General features: G+C 41.4%; 20 protein-coding genes. 9 read left to right on the forward strand and 11 right to left on the reverse strand.

Annotated elements, in window-relative coordinates; translation table 11 throughout:
• Positions 1-67: 67 nt before the first annotated feature.
• Positions 68-2,350 (reverse strand): catalase/peroxidase HPI, encoded by a 2,283-nt coding sequence (katG, locus tag CLV32_RS09785; protein WP_133554887.1) that lies wholly within the window; start codon positions 2,348-2,350, stop codon positions 68-70.
• Positions 2,351-2,506: 156 nt separating this feature from the next.
• Here katG and CLV32_RS09790 point away from each other — a divergent pair, with 156 nt between their 5' ends.
• On the forward strand, positions 2,507-3,256 hold the full coding sequence (locus CLV32_RS09790; RefSeq protein ID WP_133554889.1) for an SGNH/GDSL hydrolase family protein: 750 nt from the start codon (positions 2,507-2,509) through the stop codon (positions 3,254-3,256).
• Between the two features lie 3 nt (positions 3,257-3,259).
• Here the strand turns inward: CLV32_RS09790 and CLV32_RS09795 are convergent, their stop codons facing one another.
• The 6 genes from CLV32_RS09795 to CLV32_RS09820 form a co-directional block, all read right to left on the reverse strand.
• Positions 3,260-3,946 carry a DUF4397 domain-containing protein gene (locus CLV32_RS09795; RefSeq protein WP_133554891.1) on the reverse strand — a complete coding sequence of 229 codons (687 nt, stop codon included), beginning with the start codon at positions 3,944-3,946 and terminating at the stop codon, positions 3,260-3,262.
• 79 nt (positions 3,947-4,025) lie between these two features.
• Positions 4,026-5,150, reverse strand: a complete 1,125-nt coding sequence (gene dnaN, locus CLV32_RS09800; protein WP_133554893.1) for a DNA polymerase III subunit beta — start codon at positions 5,148-5,150, stop codon at positions 4,026-4,028.
• A 33-nt stretch (positions 5,151-5,183) separates the two neighbouring features.
• Positions 5,184-6,866 carry a gliding motility-associated ABC transporter substrate-binding protein GldG gene (gene gldG, locus CLV32_RS09805; RefSeq protein ID WP_133554895.1) on the reverse strand — a complete coding sequence of 561 codons (1,683 nt, stop codon included), beginning with the start codon at positions 6,864-6,866 and terminating at the stop codon, positions 5,184-5,186.
• On the reverse strand, positions 6,860-7,588 hold the full coding sequence (gene gldF / locus CLV32_RS09810) for a gliding motility-associated ABC transporter permease subunit GldF (RefSeq protein ID WP_133554896.1): 729 nt from the start codon (positions 7,586-7,588) through the stop codon (positions 6,860-6,862). Before gldF ends, gldG begins: the two co-directional genes overlap by 7 nt.
• Before the next feature lie 58 nt (positions 7,589-7,646).
• Complete coding sequence (locus tag CLV32_RS09815) at positions 7,647-8,366, reverse strand: ATP-binding cassette domain-containing protein (RefSeq protein WP_133554898.1); 720 nt, start codon at positions 8,364-8,366, stop codon at positions 7,647-7,649.
• The gene (locus CLV32_RS09820; RefSeq protein ID WP_133554900.1) at positions 8,367-9,284 is read right to left on the reverse strand and encodes a glycerophosphodiester phosphodiesterase family protein; all 918 of its coding nucleotides are present in this window, start codon (positions 9,282-9,284) and stop codon (positions 8,367-8,369) included.
• Positions 9,285-9,322: 38 nt separating this feature from the next.
• Here CLV32_RS09820 and CLV32_RS09825 point away from each other — a divergent pair, with 38 nt between their 5' ends.
• On the forward strand, positions 9,323-10,804 hold the full coding sequence (locus CLV32_RS09825) for a glycine--tRNA ligase (protein WP_133554902.1): 1,482 nt from the start codon (positions 9,323-9,325) through the stop codon (positions 10,802-10,804).
• A gap of 56 nt (positions 10,805-10,860) precedes the next feature.
• On the opposite strand, the gene CLV32_RS09830 is transcribed toward CLV32_RS09825, so the two are convergent.
• Both CLV32_RS09830 and CLV32_RS09835 read right to left on the reverse strand, forming a co-directional pair.
• The gene (locus CLV32_RS09830; RefSeq protein ID WP_133554904.1) at positions 10,861-11,127 is read right to left on the reverse strand and encodes a hypothetical protein; all 267 of its coding nucleotides are present in this window, start codon (positions 11,125-11,127) and stop codon (positions 10,861-10,863) included.
• A 31-nt stretch (positions 11,128-11,158) separates the two neighbouring features.
• On the reverse strand, positions 11,159-12,229 hold the full coding sequence (locus tag CLV32_RS09835) for an AI-2E family transporter (RefSeq protein ID WP_133554906.1): 1,071 nt from the start codon (positions 12,227-12,229) through the stop codon (positions 11,159-11,161).
• A 115-nt stretch (positions 12,230-12,344) separates the two neighbouring features.
• Here CLV32_RS09835 and CLV32_RS09840 point away from each other — a divergent pair, with 115 nt between their 5' ends.
• Positions 12,345-13,265 carry a UbiA prenyltransferase family protein gene (locus tag CLV32_RS09840; protein WP_133554908.1) on the forward strand — a complete coding sequence of 307 codons (921 nt, stop codon included), beginning with the start codon at positions 12,345-12,347 and terminating at the stop codon, positions 13,263-13,265.
• Between the two features lies 1 nt (position 13,266).
• On the forward strand, positions 13,267-13,902 hold the full coding sequence (locus CLV32_RS09845) for a class I SAM-dependent methyltransferase (RefSeq protein ID WP_133554910.1): 636 nt from the start codon (positions 13,267-13,269) through the stop codon (positions 13,900-13,902).
• Here CLV32_RS09845 and CLV32_RS09850 read toward each other — a convergent pair.
• Both CLV32_RS09850 and CLV32_RS09855 read right to left on the reverse strand, forming a co-directional pair.
• Positions 13,899-14,549, reverse strand: a complete 651-nt coding sequence (locus CLV32_RS09850) for an NAD(P)-dependent oxidoreductase (RefSeq protein ID WP_133554911.1) — start codon at positions 14,547-14,549, stop codon at positions 13,899-13,901. The two genes, CLV32_RS09845 and CLV32_RS09850, sit on opposite strands and share 4 nt — an antisense overlap.
• Positions 14,550-14,613: 64 nt before the next feature.
• Positions 14,614-15,024, reverse strand: a complete 411-nt coding sequence (locus CLV32_RS09855; RefSeq protein WP_133554913.1) for an Rrf2 family transcriptional regulator — start codon at positions 15,022-15,024, stop codon at positions 14,614-14,616.
• A gap of 319 nt (positions 15,025-15,343) precedes the next feature.
• Between CLV32_RS09855 and CLV32_RS09860 the strand changes: the two genes are divergently transcribed.
• The 5 genes from CLV32_RS09860 to CLV32_RS09880 all read left to right on the forward strand — a co-directional run bounded on the left by CLV32_RS09860 (position 15,344) and on the right by CLV32_RS09880 (position 19,929).
• Positions 15,344-15,985: a YceH family protein gene (locus CLV32_RS09860; protein ID WP_133554915.1), complete on the forward strand. Its 642-nt coding sequence runs from the start codon at positions 15,344-15,346 to the stop codon at positions 15,983-15,985.
• An 84-nt stretch (positions 15,986-16,069) separates the two neighbouring features.
• Entirely contained in the window at positions 16,070-16,789 is a 720-nt protein-coding gene (locus tag CLV32_RS09865) for a CAP domain-containing protein (RefSeq protein ID WP_243732277.1), read from the forward strand.
• A gap of 87 nt (positions 16,790-16,876) precedes the next feature.
• Entirely contained in the window at positions 16,877-17,353 is a 477-nt protein-coding gene (locus CLV32_RS09870) for a GtrA family protein (RefSeq protein WP_133554917.1), read from the forward strand.
• A gap of 84 nt (positions 17,354-17,437) precedes the next feature.
• Complete coding sequence (locus CLV32_RS09875; protein ID WP_133554919.1) at positions 17,438-19,228, forward strand: aromatic amino acid hydroxylase; 1,791 nt, start codon at positions 17,438-17,440, stop codon at positions 19,226-19,228.
• Positions 19,228-19,929: an SDR family oxidoreductase gene (locus tag CLV32_RS09880; RefSeq protein WP_133554921.1), complete on the forward strand. Its 702-nt coding sequence runs from the start codon at positions 19,228-19,230 to the stop codon at positions 19,927-19,929. The genes CLV32_RS09875 and CLV32_RS09880 overlap by 1 nt, the downstream gene beginning before the upstream one ends.
• Positions 19,930-19,956: the final 27 nt, after the last annotated feature.

A 19,956-nucleotide genomic window follows, 5' to 3' on the forward strand; every position in this document is an offset into this window, starting at 1 on the left:
AACTTAAGTAAAAAAAACGGGCACCAGATTAATCCGGTGCCCGTTTTACATTTAACTAGCTTAGTTATTATTTAGTCTTCAGATCAAATCTGTCCAGGTTCATCACTTTAGTCCAAACCTTCACAAAAGCTTTAACGAATTTATCCTGTGCATCTGAGCTTCCATAAACTTCAGCAACTGCCCTTAGTTCTGAATTGGAACCGAATACCAGATCGGCACGCGTTGCAGTCCATTTTGGCTGACCAGTTGTGCGGTCCGTACCAAGGTATAATTCTTTATCTGGACCGGTTGCTTTCCATGCAGTGTTCATATCCAGCAGGTTTACAAAGAAATCGTTGGTTAACTGACCAGGGCGCTGTGTGAAAACGCCATTTTTAGATCCATCAAAATTGACATCAAGTACACGCAGTCCACCGAATAAGACGGTTAATTCCGGAGCAGTTAAGGTCAACAAATGTGCTTTATCTATCAATAGCTCTTCAGTTGACACGGTCAGTCTTGCTTTCCGGTAATTGCGGAAACCATCAGCAGCAGGCTCCAGATAGCTAAAAGATTCTACATCTGTCTGCGCTTGCGAAGCATCCATACGGCCTGCAGCAAAAGGTACAGTAATTGAATTTCCAGCATCCTGAGCTGCCTTTTCTACCGCGGCAGAACCTGCAAGAACAATTAAATCTGCCAGAGAAACGTTCTTGCCACCAAACTGGGCACCATTGAAATCATGCTGTATACCTTCTAATACACCCAATACTTTCTGAAGCTGTGCAGGGTTATTTACCTTCCAGTCTTTTTGAGGATATAAGCGAATGCGTGCACCGTTAGCACCACCACGTTTATCAGATCCTCTGAACGTAGAGGCCGAGGCCCAGGCTGTTGAAACCAGTTCCGCTATTGAGAGACCAGAAGCCAGTATTTTAGCTTTTAGCGCTGACACATCATTATCATCAATCAAAGCATGATCTACCGCAGGGATCGGATCCTGCCAAAGCAGTTCTTCTTGTGGTACATCAGGCCCCAGATATCTTTCTTTCGGCCCCATATCACGGTGTGTTAACTTATACCAGGCACGGGCAAAGGCATCAGCAAACTGATCCGGATTTTCCAGGAATCTTCTTGATATTTTTTCATATTCCGGATCCAGTCTCAGGGAAAGATCCGTTGTCAGCATTGTTGGCAATTGTTTTTTCGAGCTGTCAAAAGCATGAGGGATAATCGCTTCAGCATCTTTAGCTACCCACTGATGCGCACCGGCTGGACTTTTGGTTAGTTCCCATTCAAATCCAAACAAGTTCTCGAAGAAATTATTGCTCCATTTAGTTGGCGTTTTAGTCCAGGTTACTTCAAGACCACTTGTAATTGTGTCGGCACCTTTACCAGATCCGTAACTATTGCTCCAGCCCAGACCCTGAGCATCTACATCAACAGCCTCCGGTTCTTTACCCACATGATCTGCAGATGCAGCACCATGCGTTTTACCAAAACTATGGCCTCCTGCGATCAGGGCAACAGTTTCTTCGTCATTCATGGCCATACGGCCAAAGGTGTCACGAATATCTCTTGCGGCAGCAACAGGATCAGGATTTCCATCCGGTCCTTCCGGGTTTACATAGATCAATCCCATTTGAACTGCAGCAAGAGGTTTCTCCAGGTTACGGGAATGGATATCCCCATCGGCATCATCATCAGAAACCAAGACACCATGTCCTTCAACTACGCCCTCAGATCCATGTGCGTAGCGGATATCACCGCCCAGCCAGGTAGTTTCAGATCCCCAATATACCGATTCGTCGGCTTCCCATACATCTTCACGACCACCGGCAAAACCAAAGGTTTTGAACTCCATTGATTCGAGTGCTATATTTCCTGTAAGGACGATTAAATCTGCCCAGGATATTTTACGACCGTATTTTTGTTTAATCGGCCACAGCAGTCTGCGCGCTTTATCTAAACTTACGTTGTCGGGCCAGCTATTAAGCGGCGCGAAACGTTGAAGTCCGGCTCCGGCGCCACCGCGGCCATCTCCTACGCGATACGTTCCGGCACTGTGCCAAGCCATCCTCACAAACAGACCTCCATAGTGACCAAAATCTGCTGGCCACCAGTCTTGCGAATCTGTCATTAATGCATGAAGATCGGCCTTTACAGCATCCAGATCCAGCGTTTTAAAAGCCTCTGCGTAATTAAAGTCATCCTCCATCGGGTTAGACAAATTAGAATGCTGGCGCAGAATACTCAATTTTAATTGATTTGGCCACCAGTCGTTATTTCTGGTACCACCACCACCTGCAGTATTCTTCATGCTGCCATTGTGAAATGGGCATTTGCTGATATCGTTTGATCCGTCTTCCATTTTATATTCTTTATTGTTAAGTAGTTATTTAAACCCGGAGGTATATGTTTATTATAAAATTATGATTTTAGAAGGAAGAATCACAATCATTTAATTCTATCTTCGATAGTTAAAATCTATTATATTTACCCCTGAACAACACTATTATTTATTGATATGAACAGTCGCAGATCATTCCTTAAGATCGCCGGATTATCTACCCTTGCAGGTATCACTTTGCCACAACTGGCAAAATCGGCCTTCAAAGAAGCTGCAGGAAAGCAAGTTAGGATTAACACTGGAGACATTATCCTTTTTCAAGGAGATTCCATTACAGATGCAGGGCGCAGTAAGAAAGTAGTATTGCCGAATACGACCACAGGTATGGGCTCTGGCTATGCCATGCTATCGGCATCCAAATTATTACTCAAACATCCTGAAAAGAATCTTACGTTTTTTAATCGAGGAATTAGCGGCGACAAAGTTTTTCAACTGCGTGATCGCTGGGAGGCAGAGTGCTTGCAATTAAAACCCAGTGTACTGAGTATCCTGATTGGGGTAAATGATTACTGGGCTACTAATAAACACGCGTATACGGGCACAATTGAGACATACCACAATGATTTTAAGGCGTTACTGGAACTTACATTTAAATCATTACCTGAAGTAAAGGTTATTATCGGCGAACCTTTCGCGCTAAGGGGGGTTAAAGAAGTTGACGACAGTTGGTATCCGGAGTTTAATAAGTTCAGGCAAGTGGCCAGAGATTTATCAGATCAGTTTAATACAGGTTTTATCCCTTACCAATCAATATTTGACAAGGCGACTCAGGTCAAACCAGGATCTTATTGGACTACTGACGGGGTGCATCCTAGTTTAGCAGGCGCCGCGCTCATGTCCAACGCCTGGCTTGAGGCCGTACGCTAATAACTAAGTTGTAATAATATGTGTTGCAAAATCTGCAGCTGTTGTTCCTGTAAACCATACTATATATGATTTGCCGGCAACAAATGTTCCTGCGGGAACAGTGAGCAACGTTGTTGTTCCTGTAAATGTTGCAGTAAGCGCAATAGCTGGATCAATGGCGTAAGACACAGATGGGGCATTTTCTGCAAGTCCTGAAATTAACTGACTTCCATTAAGCACGCTTATATTTATTGTTGCCGTAGAAGACGCATTCAGATTAATGAATCTCACTGAGGCTCTGCCCGCCTGAGGTGCATTTGTGTCGTCTTGTAAACCTAAAATTCCGTTCTGACCTGCTGAGCTACGGGCATAAAACACTGTGTAGGATTGGTCTGTTTGTAGATATGCACCCAAGCTAGCGTTTACATTTTGTGTTCCAGTTGCTGTATAAAATAAGTTTACCGTTCCTGAGGTTACTGTTTGATAAGCCAGACTTTCTCCAAACGCGAGATTTGTAGCTATTTTGTTTGTGTTGAGATAAAAATCCTGGGGAGCCGATCCTGGCAGACCATTAGCTATTCTAAGTTTTGCCGTTCCTTCCACAACTATTGGGTCGCTAGTTTTAGCGCATCCACCAAGAATGGTCAACAATGCAATTGAACAGATCAAAATCCAGTTGTTTTTGAGTTTTAAGTACGTTTTTGTGTTCATTTGTGTACGATTAGGGATGATACAAAACAAAAGATGGCTTGATCAAAAATCAAGCCATCTCATTCAATATTTTAATTATTTAGTTGTAGTTATTCAGCATCACTGGCATAACTAACATCAGTACATCCTCGTTCTCATCGTTGGTTTGCGGAATCAATAGTCCGGCTCTGTTTGGTGTAGAAAGTTCTAAAGTTACTTCCTCCCCAGATAGATTACTTAGCATCTCAATCAGGAACCGTGCATTAAAGCCAATTTCCAGATCTTCACCTTCATATTGGCAGCTTAAGCGCTCATGTGCTTCGTTGGCGAAGTCAAGATCTTCCGAAGAAATATTCAACTCACTACCATTGATTTTTAGCCGCACCTGATGGGTGGTTTTGTTAGCAAAAATCACAACACGTCTTAAAGTATTTAAGAATAAAGCACGATCTATTATTAGTTTATTAGGGTTATTAGCCGGAATAACTGCTTCATAGTCTGGATAACGCTCGTCGATCAGGCGACAAACTAAATTGATGTTTTCAAATTTAAAGAATGCGCTTGTTGCATTATAATCTACAGACACGTTGATGTCGCTAGAAGGCAAAGCAGCTTTTAGTAATGTCAAGGCTTTTTTTGGCAGGATAAACGATGTGGTTTTATCAGCTTTACTGTCTTTACGTCTATAACGCACCAATTTGTGCGCATCAGTAGCTACAAAAGTAATATGTTGATCCGACAACTGACAAAAAACGCCTGTCATAGCTGGACGGAGTTCATCGTTGCTTACTGCAAAAATTGTTTTGGTTATGGCTTCAGTAAGAACAGAAGCAGGCAAGTTTACTGATGAAGCGTTATCTACTACGGGAATTTTAGGGAAATCATCACCATTTTCCCCACTTAATTTATATTTTCCATCGCCAGCGCTAATTTCAATAATGAACGAGCTATCATCGATATTAAACGAGATAGGCTGATCTGGAAGTGTTTTCAAAGTATCCAGTAAAATCCTGGCTGGGACAGCTACCTTACCGCCTTCTTTAGACTCTACGGGTAAAGAGGTAGTCATACTGGTCTGTAAATCAGTTGCAGAAATTGTTAAGTTTCCCTCTTTAATTTCAAAAAGGAAATTTTCCAAAATAGGCAGAACAGTACTGCTGCTTGAAGCGCCGTTTACTGTTTGTAAATGTTTTAACAGTGTAGAAGTGGATACTATGAATCTCATATAATGATCTTATCAGTCTCAAAAATATAAAAATTACCTTGCATACTTGTGCTTGCGGTAATAATGTTGAAAAATTCCAAAAAATATTAACACCAATAAGGGAGTCCCCATATTGATGAGCTGCCATTTAAGTTTACCTGCACGAATTTTCTCTTTGTCAAGTAGTCTGATCCTGATGTCTTTATTCCTCAGTTCGATCAGGTTATCATCATTCGAAAGGTAGTCAGCAATATTAAGTAACAGTGCCTTGTTACCATAATTTCTTTGTGTGTAGCGGTCAAAACCTAAAGGAAAAGGAGAATTATCGTTAGCGCTAACTTGGTTTTTGAACACATCACCATCTCCAATGACAATTAATTTACCAGGCTTACTACTTGTGACATTTGTATATGGTGTAGTTATACCCTGTGGTAACGGTCTGTTAAGGAATAGAGAACTGAAGTTACCTTCGAGCAAAACAGCAGTCACCTGTGGTGTATTTGAATATTCACGGGGATCGGGCTGATTTGCTATCATTTGGAGCGCCAACAATGTTGGCGCCTGAAATACCTTATTGTATTGTGAAGAATAAAGAATTGGTGTTTTTCTAACCCCCTTTACCCCAATGGTATCCACGGTACTAACAAATTCGCTGCGTATACCATCAATATTTTTCACCAGCTTAGTGGTAGTTGCAGGCATTAGGATTGGATAAAATATCCATGGTGCCAGCTGAATCTGATTCTGTGCGCCCCCACCCATAGCAAGTGGAATCTCTACACAATTCGCATCAGCTAAGAGATTGTAATTGATCCTTGCTCCATAAGTAAAAAGCATATCGTCTAGATTAAGCTTTTTGTTGAAGGCAAGCTGCTCAGATTTTCCGCTCAGGCTGTCAAGATCAGCACTCACCTGATCGACGCTCCACACTACCCTTCCACCCTGCATGATGAAATAGTTGAGCTTATACTTTTGGGCCTCACTAAATTCTGTTTGAGGTTTGGTGATGAATAGCAATTTCAGCTTATCCAGGCCCGCCTTATCAATCTGATCCAGATTTACACGACCCACTTCGTAGGTACTAGATAAGGAGCGGATTGCATCACTGAGCTGGAGGTCAGAAAGTTCGCCGTTCCCTTCTGTAAAACCTATCCTGGGATTATCTCCAGTAATGACTTTCCGGAATGCAGCTGTAAAACTATATTCTAAATTCTGGATGCTGTTATTAATATTATCTTCATAATTACCTGAAGCGTCCAGGTTGCCCAGGAGTTTAACTGGAATCTGCCGGCCGTTGGCAACAATCATTGCCATTGGGAATATTGTTTTCTGGGCAAAGCCATTGTCATTTTTTATATTTAACGTAGTTGGCTCAATACCTAGCGCATACAGCTGATTGATGACAGTATCCTGGGCATTTAGTGCAACACCAGAAAGTGGGTCTTCGAAAACTACATTAATTTTAGCTTTCGATATCGCAGCATAGTCGGCCAAAAGATCCCCTGTTGCATTTTTCAGGCGCTTGAAAGCTGCCGGCAGCTCCCCGTTCAGGAAAACCGTAACCGTAATTTCGCTTCCTGGTGCATCCAACATCTTTTTTGACTGCTTGGTAAGGGTAAACCGATGGTCTGTTGTTAAGTCAAAACGCGTATAATATCTGGTCGAAATGAGGTTTAGCACTGCAATTACACTCAGCAATACGATCAATGCAGGCATTGGTTTATTAAACTTTACCATTTTCTACCTCCTAACGCGTATCGTGTTAAACCAAGGAACAACGCTATCATGCTGATAAAGTATACTAGATCCCTTGTATCCAGAACGCCTCTGCTCACAGAAGTGTAATGTGCATTAATGCTCAAAAACGACAAGCTGCTTTCCAGGAAACTCAGGCCTTCTATTTTAGCAACCGCGTCAAACCCTGAGTAGGCAATGAAGCAAATAAAAACAGCGATAGCAAAAGCTACTACCTGGTTTTTGGTAACTGAAGAAAGAAATATACCGATCGCAGTAAAAGCAGCACCAAGAAACATCAGCCCGATATAAGCACCTATGGTGGCACCGCTATCAAGGTTACCCTGAGGCAAACCAAGCTGATAGACACTATATACATAGATTAATGTGGGCAGCAGCGCAAAGGCAACAATCAGCAGGCAGGCAAAATACTTACCTAAAATGATCTGCCAGTCGGTAAGTGGTCTTGAGGCCAATAAAATATAGGTTCCTTCGCGTCGTTCCTCTGCAAAGGCGCGCATGGTGATGGCCGGGATCAGGAAAAGGAAGAGAAAGGGAACAAGGCTGAAAAAGCCGTTCAAGTCCGCATAGCCATAGTCCAATATGGAAGTGTCTGGAAAAAACCAGAGCAAAAGTCCTGCTGCAAGCAGGAATACCCCTATGGTGATATAGGCCATAAGTGAATTGAGCAGGCTGAAGAGTTCTCTTTTAAATACTGCGTACATGCAATTGAATATAGTGTCGAAGTTAGCTAATTCCGTAGAAATGAGAAAGGCGATGGCCCTAATTCGTTGTTGAAGCCGTGAGTTTTCTGAAGATCTGTTCCAGCGAAAAATCTCCCTGTTCGTTTTTAAGGCTATCCAGACTCTGGTTCGCCACGATTTTTCCCTGATGTAGAATAATGACATCATCGCATAAGGCTTCAACCTCCTGCATAATATGCGTCGAAAGAATTACTGTTTTGTCCTTGCCCAGCGTTTTAATGAGTGTACGGATATCAGTGAGTTGGTTGGGATCCAATCCAGAAGTGGGCTCATCCAGAATCAGCACCTGTGGATCATGAATAATTGCCTGTGCTAGACCAACACGCTGTTTATACCCTTTAGAAAGCATAGCGATCTTTTTATGCTGCTCTGCCTGCAGGCCTACTTTCTGAATGGTTTGTTTTACCTTTTCATCTGCATTTTGCAAGCCATAGGTACTGGCAACAAAAGATAAAAATTCCTGAACATACATATCTGTATAGAGTGGTGTATGTTCAGGAAGGTATCCCATAAGCTTTTTAATAGCTACGGGTTGTGCCTGCACATCAAGGCCGCAGAGCTCAACAGATCCTGCGCTGGGCTGAAGATAACCCGTAAGCATTTTCATCGTAGTAGATTTACCGGCGCCATTAGGCCCGAGAAAACCAACAATCCTGCCTGAATTTGCTGTGAAGCTGATATTGTTAACTGCCGTTTGCTTTGCGTAGGTCTTGGAGAGGCCCTGAACTTTAATGCTCAATTACTTAATTTTTAAGTTTGGAGTACTTATTTTTTTGTCTTTACGGTACTGATCCAGCTCTTTTCCAGCCGCCGCCAGCTCATCTGAAGAAAGGATATCCGCGCCGTCGGCAATCAGGTTATAATAAACTTTTTTATCCGGATTTGCTGCTGCACTTTTATCTAAGTTGCCCATGGTCCCCAGAATACATACTATTCCTTTGCTGTGCAAGTATTCGTAAACGGCTTTATCTGGTGCAGATGTCCCCACAAAAGCTACAATCCTATCATTAGGAACACCCATAGTATTTAATCGTTCGACATCGGCAATGCTGCGCGCAGAAGCCGAGATCATCAGGTCAGGCGCAAGCTGGTGAACCTCTGCAGCCTGATTAGCATTGTAGGTGATGATAATCGAATTGTTTTCTGCATGGGTTTTACGCACAGCAGCTATAATTTTTGAATAAGGTACCCCTTTTTTTATATCTATAGTAAACAATACTTTGTTTTTACCCCAAGTCAGCACTTCTTCCAACGTAGGGATTTTATAGTCTGTTACTGTACCGAAATCATCTTTGAGGCGCACTTTCTGCAGTTCTGCATAGGTATATGATCCAATCTGTCCGGTTCCATTGCTAGTTCGGTCAAGTTTATCATCGTGCATGATAACGAGTGCAGAATCTTTGCTCAGAGCAACATCAAACTCTATAATCACCGGTTGGTAGCTAGTGGCATTTTCAAACGTTTCGATGCAGTTTTCCGGAAAGCCTTTCATTGGACCACCTCTGTGCGCACTAATCAGTGGATAAGTGGCTCTTTTACCATCCAAAAAAGTACGAAGTTCAGTTTCGTTCCTAAAAGAAAGGTAGTGTTTCTGCTGGGCCGTTGCTGAAAAACAAACGAAGCCCAATGCAATTACGAAAAGATTGAATTGTTTCATGTTCAAAAGTAAGCCCAACTTTCTATATTTGCAATATTATGGCTAAAACTAATAACGACGAACAATTTAAAAATGTAATCTCACATGCGAAGGAATACGGGTTTGTATTCCAGAGCAGCGAAATCTATGACGGGCTGAGTGCTGTATACGATTACGGGCAGCTTGGCGCTGAGTTGAAGAACAATATTAAAACGTATTGGTGGAAAGCCATGGTGCAGATGCACGAAAACATTGTAGGGATTGACTCTGCGATCTTTATGCATCCGAAAGTATGGAAAGCAAGTGGACATGTTGACGGATTTAACGATCCGATGATCGACAATAAAGACTCCAAAAAACGGTATCGTGCAGATCAGTTACTGGAAGATAAAATTGCCCGTTATGAGAAAGACGGAAAAACGGATAAAGCTGCAAAACTTCAATCTGACATGGATGACGCCTTAAAGGCAGAAAACTTGCCTCAACTGAAAGCATTAATCGAAGAACACGAGATTGCATGCCCTGTTAGCGGCACCAAAAACTGGACAGAGGTGCGTCAGTTTAACCTCATGTTCAGCACCCAGTTTGGTGCTATGGCCGAAGGCTCTGATGAAGTTTACCTACGTCCGGAAACAGCACAGGGTATTTTTGTGAATTTCCTGAATGTACAGAAGTCGGGCCGGATGAAAATTCCTTTCGGTATTGCGCAGATTGGTAAAGCTTTCAGAAATGAAGTTATTGCACGTCAGTTTATCATGCGTATGCGTGAATTTGAACAGATGGAAATGCAATTTTTCGTTCGTCCAGGTGAGGATGAAAAATGGTTCGCATACTGGAAAGAGGCACGCTTAAAATGGCATCTTGCCCTGGGCACAGATGAAGCTAAATACCGCTATCATGATCACGCAAAATTAGCGCATTACGCCAATGCTGCTACAGATATTGAGTTTGAATTCCCATTTGGATTTAAAGAGGTAGAAGGTATCCACAGTCGTACAGACTTCGATCTTTCACAGCATCAGGAGTTTTCCGGTAAAAAGATGCAATATTTTGATAATGATCTGAATGCTGAAGGAAAACCTTATGGGAACTATATTCCTTATGTAATCGAAACCTCTATTGGTTTGGATCGTATGTTCTTGCTGACCATGATCAATGCCTTCGAAGAGCAGGATTTGAGCGATGGTGAAAAACAAGATAGCAGAACCTTGTTGAGGCTACACCCTTGTTTAGCACCTGTTAAGGTTGCTATATTCCCATTGACTAAAAAAGACGGCCTACCTGAGAAAGCACGGGAAATCATGAACAGCTTAAAACTTGATTTCAACTGCGTTTATGAGGAGAAGGATGCCATCGGTAAACGATACCGCAGACAGGATGCAATAGGCACACCGTTTTGCCTTACTATAGATCATCAAACGTTGGAAGACAATACGGTTACTATTCGCCATCGCGATACCATGGAGCAGCAAAGGATCGAGATCAAAGATCTGGAGCAGCTGATTTCAAGCAAGGTAAGCTGGAAGAATTTATTGAGATAATATAGCCCTGATTTTGAACTAGCCCCCAAAAAGTATTAACTTTTTGGGGGCTTTTTTTATTTACCGAGCAACGCAGACAAATTTTCTATAAATGCTAACGTTTCCTTTTCATCGGATCCCACAGAATCGGACAGGGAAATCCTGACTACTGCATTCCCAAATGTAACCTCTCCGAAAGATTGCTTATCCAATTTTGAAATCACCAGTTGATCGCCATTTCTTTGATAACTATACTTGTTTCCGAATTGATGTTGGATGCCATAAAACAAGTTAAATGCATCTATCCCAGTATGGTTTTGATATTCTTGTGTTTGTTCTATCATAGTTAACGAACAGTATAAATACAGAATGGTTTTAAAGATCGGGAACTACTTCTTCTGAAATCTGTTCATTTGCAGCAATTTTCTTCACATACAATTCATCAACAAGTATGATAATAATTGCCAGCAACGGCACAGCAAGAATAATTCCCAAAGCCCCTGAAAGCGTGCCCATAATTACCTGACTGATGATTGTTAAAGCAGGCGGCAGGTTGATCATCCTCTTCTGAATAAGGGGCGTAACAATGTTACTTACTATAGTCTGAGAAACGATATAAATGAGTGCAACAATTAAGGCTGTGTTGGTGCTCACGGTGAGTGCCAGTAAAACTCCCGGAATCATGGCCGCCATGGACCCGAAATTTGGGATTAGTTTGAGCATCCCGGTTAGCATTGCCAGTACCAGCGCTCCAGGAATTCCCATAATAGACAAGCCTACTGCAATAAGGATTGTGATCAGCACCATAGATAACATTGTACCCTTGAGCCAACCTTTTAATACCAGACTGGTACGATCTATACAAGTTTTGGCCAGCCCCTTATTTCCTTGGGGAACCAGTTTAAGCATCCCATCTTTGTAAATATTGGGATTTGCAGTAAAGAATATCGAAAGCAATAGAATTACATAGAGGTTACCCATAACACCAAAACTCGTACTGAAAAATCGCTGAGCCGTAGCCATCCATTTTGAATTGCTGTCTTCTGAGAGATAATCTAAAATCTTAGTACCCGTCGAACTTTGGCTTAATTTAATTTTAGCAGACTCTATGGTATGCGGCAACGATTCGGTTAACAAAGCAATCTGGTCTTGAATCTTTGTACCCATAAACCAAAGCAATGTACCCAGGATTACAAATGAGCCTACCACAGAAATGATCATGGCCGCACGTCTGTTCAATTTTGTCCTTCGCTCAATCATATCTCCTAAGCCATGAAAATACACTGCAATCAATGACCCTGCTAAAATCATCAGCAAAACATTAAAAGCTACCCTCGCGATTAAAATTACGACAACCAGCAGTGCTACAATAGCTACAGTTTGCCAAACCTTCTGGATGTAGGACAATTCTTTTTTTATTTTTTCGGGCGATTGATGTAACGACATAAGGAGATTTATTCTATTTTTAAGCCGGATGTGACATGCGTGTAGCTACCTAACACGATTTATTCCTGAAACGTTTGCCATAAAAACATTTAATTTCTTTTTACCTTGCTTTGAAATGGTATCGAAACTCGTCAGGTTTATCTTTTTTGGCAATTATTTTATTGGCATCCTGGCGGTAGTATTAACTATTGAGTCAACGCTGCAACTTAATGTTCCTTTTAATTCTTTAGCCTATTATGCGCTAATCTTTTCTGCACCCATCGTTTATTATACCTATGCCTACATGGGAGTTAATAAGTTTAGCAACTACAGCAATCCGAGGGCTGCCTGGTATGTTAAACACCACCGTTTCCTAAGTATTAGTCAGCTTTTCCTGGGAGCGAGCGCCATTGCCCTATTTGCTTATCTATTTTTCAAGAACCTGCATCATATTCTGCATTTACCGCTATCCTACTGGGTCTTTGTTTTCATTGTTCTCGGTGCTGCAGCATTATATTACGGCTTGTTACCAGCATTCTTTTTTAATCTGAACCTCAGAAATACAGGTTGGCTAAAGCCGTTTATCATCGGATTTATTTGGGCATGTACGGCAAATATCCTCCCCTTGATACTACTGAAAATAGAGCGGGGTACCCCCTTCCCTACAGACGTTTTGTGGGTATGGCTTTTTATAAAAAACTGGATGTTTTGCACCGTAAATGCCATTATGTTCGATATTAAGGATTACGCGATTGATGCGAATCTGGAACTAAAAACGTTTGTAGTTCGTATCGGCATCCGTAAAACAATCTTCTATATCCTTCTGCCACTGTTGAGTATTGGCGTTATTTCATTGCTTATTTTCGCCTATGTTCGTAATTTTCCTGCAATACGAGTAGGCTTTAATTTGCTTCCTTTTTTATTGACTATGCTCGTTGCATTTTCTATGCATCATAGACAACGGATACTCTATTATCTGATCGTAATTGACGGACTGATTTTTGTGAAAGCCGTCTGCGGTATTATTGGAATACTAATTGCACCTGACCTCATCTGACATGAAATTAAACAACTATGATGCGATTGCCCGCAATTACGATATGTTGAGCAGAATGGTGTTTTTTAAATCGCAGGTAAAAGCACAGATAGCACAAATAAAATTCATTCCCTCCAGAAGCAACATCTTAATAGTAGGCGGAGGTACAGGCTGGATATTGGAAGAAATATCGAAAGTATGTGGTGAAGGTTTAAAAATCACTTATGTAGAAATCTCTGAAAAGATGATACGCTTGGCATCAAAGAGATCTGCCAAGGGAAATATCTTGGAATTTGTAAACCTGCCTATAGAAGATTTTATTGACGACTGCCGTTACGATGTTGTGATCACGGCATTTTTATTTGACAATTTCAAGGAAGAGCGGATTCAGCAGGTTTTCTCAAAACTGAATCATATGCTGAAACCCTCCGGCCTCTGGTTGTTCAGTGATTTTGATAATCCTGAAAATGGCGGTAGCAAATGGCAGGAATGGCTACTCAGCACTATGTATTACTTTTTTGGAAAAATTGCCCATGTGGAAGCCACAACACTCATACCCATGCAACCCTATTTTATAGCTAAAAACTATAAACCCCTGGATATACAAACGTATTACCAGGGATTTATAAAGGCTATAGTATACAAGAAATCTGCTTAGTAAGCAGCAGTAAAACGTTGATTAGGGAACGCATTATTTTCCAATTCGTCAGCGATGACAACAGAAAGATCTTCTACCGACAGGATACTCCGTTGCTCGTCATTAAATACCGGACTATCGTTACCCAAACGGTATTTTCCTGTGCGCCCGGTTTTAGTACCCTGATGCATTTCGATCGCCGGGCTAAAGAACGTCCATTGTAAATCTTTTTCTTCTTTCAGTATATTTAAATAATCTCTCATTGCAGTTGCCCCTGCCTTGATCGCTTCTGGAAACTCAGGACCATCTACTAACTGTTGTCCGTTGATAAATAAACTTCCTGCACCACCAATTACAAGGTAACGTGGTACGCCGGCATCCTTAACGGTTTGTTGAATCGATTGTAAGCCAGCTAAAGAATCATCGTAGATATTGGGATTGCTCCAACCTGGATTAAAAGCTGAAACTACCACGTCTACTCCTTGAATGGCATTGCTCAGGGATTCCTTGTTCATGATATCTACTGCCAAAGCCGTTACCAGCGGACTTGTTGTATCAATTTCGTCAGTTTTGCGAGCGATGGCGATAACTTCTGTTCCGCGACTTACCAATTCTTTTAAAATGCTTGAGCCAACAAATCCTGTTGCTCCGATTAATGCTACTTTCATACTTATCGTTTTATTGTTTATATATTATTGTAATGTTAATTATTACAGTTTAGTTTAAAAAAAATCAGTCAAATAAACGACTGAAGTCAGCAAGCGTTTGTGTAGCTAGCGACTGGATCAGTACTTGCTCCGTTTTGTCGTACAATGTATTCAAATGCCCATTTATTTGTTTCCCCACCGGACATTGCGGATTGGGGGTATTCTTGTTTTGACCCAGCAGATAATCCTGACGGACTACTTTATAGACTTCATCCAATGTAATTTTTTCCGCCGCTTTAGCAAGGTAACTCCCACCATTTTTACCCTCCTTGCTAGTCACCAAGCCCGCTTTTGCAAGATTGCTCAACTCTTTCCTAACCAAAACCGGGTTGATATTTATACTGCCTGCCAAATAATCAGAAGATACCAGCGCGCCCTTCTCCTGATGAAGCAAGGTGAGGATATGGATAGCGATGGAAAACCTGCTGTTGTTCATTCTGTAATTATTTTTATTACAGTACAAATGTACAGCTAAATATGATCACTGCAAATTTATTTACTAAAAAAAACAACCGGAGGTATGGAATTTTGTTACCTTCATACAAAATATTTGATCATGAGCAATACAGACGTAACTATCATCATTTTATCGCTTACACTTGTCCTGGCAGTGGCTGCGCTATACTTAACTTTTGTTAACAACAAAAAATTAAACCATTAATTGATTTGTCCCGGTTTAATCCGGGACATTGAATTTGATTGCCTTTCTCTAAACGCTCATATTGCAATAAGGCAGTTTTTTATATCTTTATTTTATGGAAGATATTAAACCGCTGATTCAGCTCAGTGCCATTGAACAAAGAATTATAGGTGTTCTGATTGAAAAAAGCAGAACAACACCAGACTATTATCCCATGAGCATTAACGGGCTTACTGCTGCCTGTAATCAAAAAACTTCCAGAAATCCTGTTGTAAATTACGATGAAGAAACTGTCGTATTAACCTTGAATGGCCTGAAAATCAAAGGGCTCGCCAGTACCGTTACCGGAGCGGGAAGCAGGGCTGTGAAATGGAAGCACAATCTTGCAATTATGTATCCGTTATTGCCATCCGACCTTTCTATTGTCTGCCTGTTACTACTCCGAGGACCTTCTACCCCAGGTGAAATTAATACAAATTCGGGTCTTATGTATGAATTCGAAACGATAGAAGAAGTTCAAGAGAGCCTGCAAAAGCTGGCCACATCAGAACCCACCTACGTAAAGCAGCTTGCTAAAAAAGCCGGCCAGAAGGAAGCGCGTTACATGCACCTGTTCGGCGGAGCACAAGAACCAGAAAACCCAGAGCAAGAAATAACAGCAGTAGCTCCTAACACTGACCCTGCGTTGGAAGAACGAATATCCAAGCTGGAGCAAGAGGTTCAAGAACTCAGAGAGATGTTGAATTTGTTGATGTAAATTCATAAAGTGCAGTTCAAATAAACCATTTGGAGAGATTATTGTCAATAACAGTAGACAGGAAATCCTGTTTACTGTTAGCCTATGAAATTTATTCTCGCCCTATATCTGTTTACGCTGCCTTTGTATAGTAAGGCAATGACCCTCCCTGATTTTACGGTAAAATATGCGCAGCCCGCCCCTGGCTGGACCCAGGAGGAAATCAACAAAGCCAATACCGCTTCCAATGTAAATTATCTTACAGATGAAGAAAAAAAGATCATTTTCTATATGAATCTGGTTAGGATGGACGGACCGAAATTTTTCGACACCTATTTCCAGGACTATGTAGATATGCACAATCAACAGATGAAAAAATATAGTAATTATAATGATCTGAAGATTAACAGATATGACCCATACTATCGTGGACTGAAAGAGGATCTGAAAAATGTCAAGAACCTAAGTTTGCTGTATCCCGATGAAAGCTTGAGTTATGTTGCGAAACAACACGGCAAGGATATGAATAAGCATAACGTTGCCGGACATAATTCTTATGACGGAAGGACAATGGTAAATCGCATTGAGAAATATTATCCCAACAGAGGAATGGCAGAGAATCTTGCTTTTGGCTTTTCCACAGGTCTGGCAAATGTAAGCCTGCTTTTGCTTGATCAGGGAGTTGCAGATCTTGGACATCGAAAAAATATCCTGAACAATACGTTGGGACTCAACATCGTTGGCGTGAGTATCCAACCACATCCACACTATAAATATTCTGCGACGATGGACTTTGTGGCTATCCCAAACCTAAAACCAATCTAAGGTTATCAGTGGTGTATATTGTAAATAATTTCTTACACCCTTACTGTTATTGCCCGGCAATACCTACTTTCGTGTTTAATTAAGGAAATGCGGAAGGCGATATTACGATTTATAGACTTTTTTTACCCACCTTTTTCGCGTTGGATTTCTCCACATACTTTTAGATATATTGCTACAGGTGGCACTACAATGGTTGCAGGTGTGGTTGTCTATTACATCGCCTATAACATTATATTAAAGCAGGAAGACGTACAAATCAAAGGCATGCCACTGATCACGGCACCTATTGCAGCACTGGCAATAGAATCATTGCTTACATTTTTGATAGGTTTCCTACTCAATAAATACCTGGTTTTTACACAGTCAAACTTAAAGGGACGGATCCAACTTTTTAGGTATGGATCTGTTGTAGCTACTAATATCCTATTAAATTATGCGTTTATCAAAGTTTTGGTTGAAGCATTTAGCTTCTATCCTACAGTCGCTAAACTCGTTACTTCCCTTATACTTGCTGTTTTCAGCTACTTTTCTCAAAAACACTTCTCTTTTAAAGTAAAGAAATAGATCATTTTTTCGTCATAGGGCGAGATAATATTTGCTTAACTTTATGTATCAACCTATATTGGCGAAATATCAATCCGATTTGTAATGAGTGATTTTAACGACTTCAATAATCCGCAGGTAGCTAAGCTCCCAAAGCATTTAAGGCAATTTATTGTTGAACAGCATTACGAAAAATATACGCCGATAGATCAGGCAGTCTGGCGTTATGTAATGCGTCAGAACTATAGCTACCTGAAAGATGTGGCTTACTACCCTTATATCAAAGGCTTACAACGGGCCGGGTTGAGTATTGAATATATTCCGGACTTGCAAACCATGAATGACAATCTGGGTAAATTAGGCTGGGGTGCTGTTACCGTTGATGGATTTATACCTCCTGCGGCTTTTATGGAATACCAGGCTTATCACGTTTTAGTGATTGCAGCAGATATCAGACAAATTAACCATATTGAATATACACCAGCGCCGGATATCATCCATGAATCTGCCGGGCATGCACCGATTATCGCTGATGCGGATTACAACAGCTACTTAAGTTATATTGGTTCTATTGGTGCCAAAGCGATGTTTTCTGCCAAAGATTTTGAATTGTACGAGGCGATTCGCAATCTTTCCATACTTAAAGAAGCTGCTGATGTAGACGAGGCGATAATAGTTAAAGCGGAGCAGCATTTACGTGCTGTTGCAGACGATATGGGCGAACCATCAGAAATGGCATTGTTGGGTCGATTACACTGGTGGACGGTAGAATATGGCTTGATCGGCACGCTAGAAAATCCAAAGATTTACGGTGCGGGTCTGTTATCTTCAATCGGAGAAAGCAGCAGTTGCCTGACGGAAGAAGTTAAAAAGATCTGGTACACCATTGATACTGTAAACTATCAATACGATATAACTAAAACCCAACCACAACTATTTGTAACGCCTACCTTTCAAAATCTGATTGATGTGCTGGAACAATTTGCGGATACGATGGCATTTAGACGCGGTGGAACTGAAAGTTTAATGAAAGCAATAGGCTGCAAAAACCCCGCAACCGCAGTATACAGTTCTGGATTACAGGTAACAGGCATATTTACTGATATGGGCGTAGACCAGCATGATGAACTTACCTTCATTAAAACCAGCGGTCCTTCAGCATTGGCATTTGAAGATAAACAACTGGATGGTCACCACAAGTTATATCACAAAGATGGATTTTCTTCTCCCGTAGGAAAACTCTCAGGCTATGAAAAACTTTTGGAAGATCATAATTTAACGGAACTCGAGGCCCTAGGGATCGTAAAAGGAACGCGAGGAGCATTGCTTTTCGACAGCAGGATCCACGTTGAAGGCCTTGTATCTGAACTCCTGATAAAGGGCGACAAACTGATTCTTATCACCTTTGAAGATTGTACGGTTAAAGAGGAAAACGGGAATATATTGTTCCAGCCCGACTGGGGCGTTTATGATATGGCTGTGGGTGAAAAAATCGTGTCTGTATTTAATGGGGCTGCCGACAAGGATGCATATGAAGAGCTGACCCATATCAGCGATAAGCAAACGCATAAGGTAAGCTATGACCTCCCTACCCAGAAGCTGCATGCGCTGTACCAAATGGTTCGTGATATCCGCGAGCAGGAGACGGGTTACGAAGATCTTCCGGAGATTTATGCTAGCCTAAAGGCAGAACATCGGTCTGATTGGCTGTGTGCGTTACAGATTCTGGAGATACTTTACCATACCAAGCAATTTCCAGAACTGGAACGTGAGATCAGAATTTCGCTAGAGCATCGGGCATTAAACGAACCAGAGCATAAGAAACTAATAAAAGACGGATTACACGTGATTGAGAATCCAGTTACACAACTAATTACAGAAGAGGAAGATTTATAATGAATATTGTTTTAACGGGTGCCAGCAGTGGTATTGGCTTTGAAGCTGCACTTGAATTTGCATTGCATACTGATCACAAAATCGTCTGTATTGCCCGCTCGGCAGATAAATTGAGAAAATTACTGGAAATAGCCAGGGGTATTAATCCGGACTGCACTTTGCTACCGGTTGAATTTGATATCGTCAAAGATGATTATGCCGCATTAATTCCATTTTTGAAAGAACGCCTCGGCGAGATCGATATACTGATTAACAACGCAGGTGTATTAGTAAACAAGCCTTTCCTCGAAACCTCTGTCGAAGATTTCGCAGATATGTTGCAGGGAAATGTTCTGGGTCATTTTAACATGATTAAAAATCTTCTGCCGCTATTAAAAAAAGGAAGTCATGTTGTAAATATCGGAAGTATGGGTGGCTATCAGGGCAGCGTTAAGTTCCCTGGCCTGTCCGCTTATTCTTCAAGTAAATCAGCACTGCATACACTAACCGAATGTCTGGCTTATGAACTTGCAGACACAGGAATTAAGATCAACTGCCTGGCACTGGGCTCAGCACAAACAGAAATGCTGGAAAAAGCGTTTCCGGGCTATGAGTCACCAGTAATGGCTTTTGAAATGGGTAAGTATGTAGCGGACTTCGCTAAGACCGGGCACAAATTTTTTAACGGGAAGGTGTTACCGGTTGCCGTTACAACGCCATAATCAGCAAGTTATCAACATAACTTCCAT

It is taken from the genome of Pedobacter duraquae (assembly GCF_004362245.1).
In the GTDB taxonomy this organism is placed as follows: Bacteria; Bacteroidota; Bacteroidia; order Sphingobacteriales; family Sphingobacteriaceae; genus Pedobacter; species Pedobacter duraquae.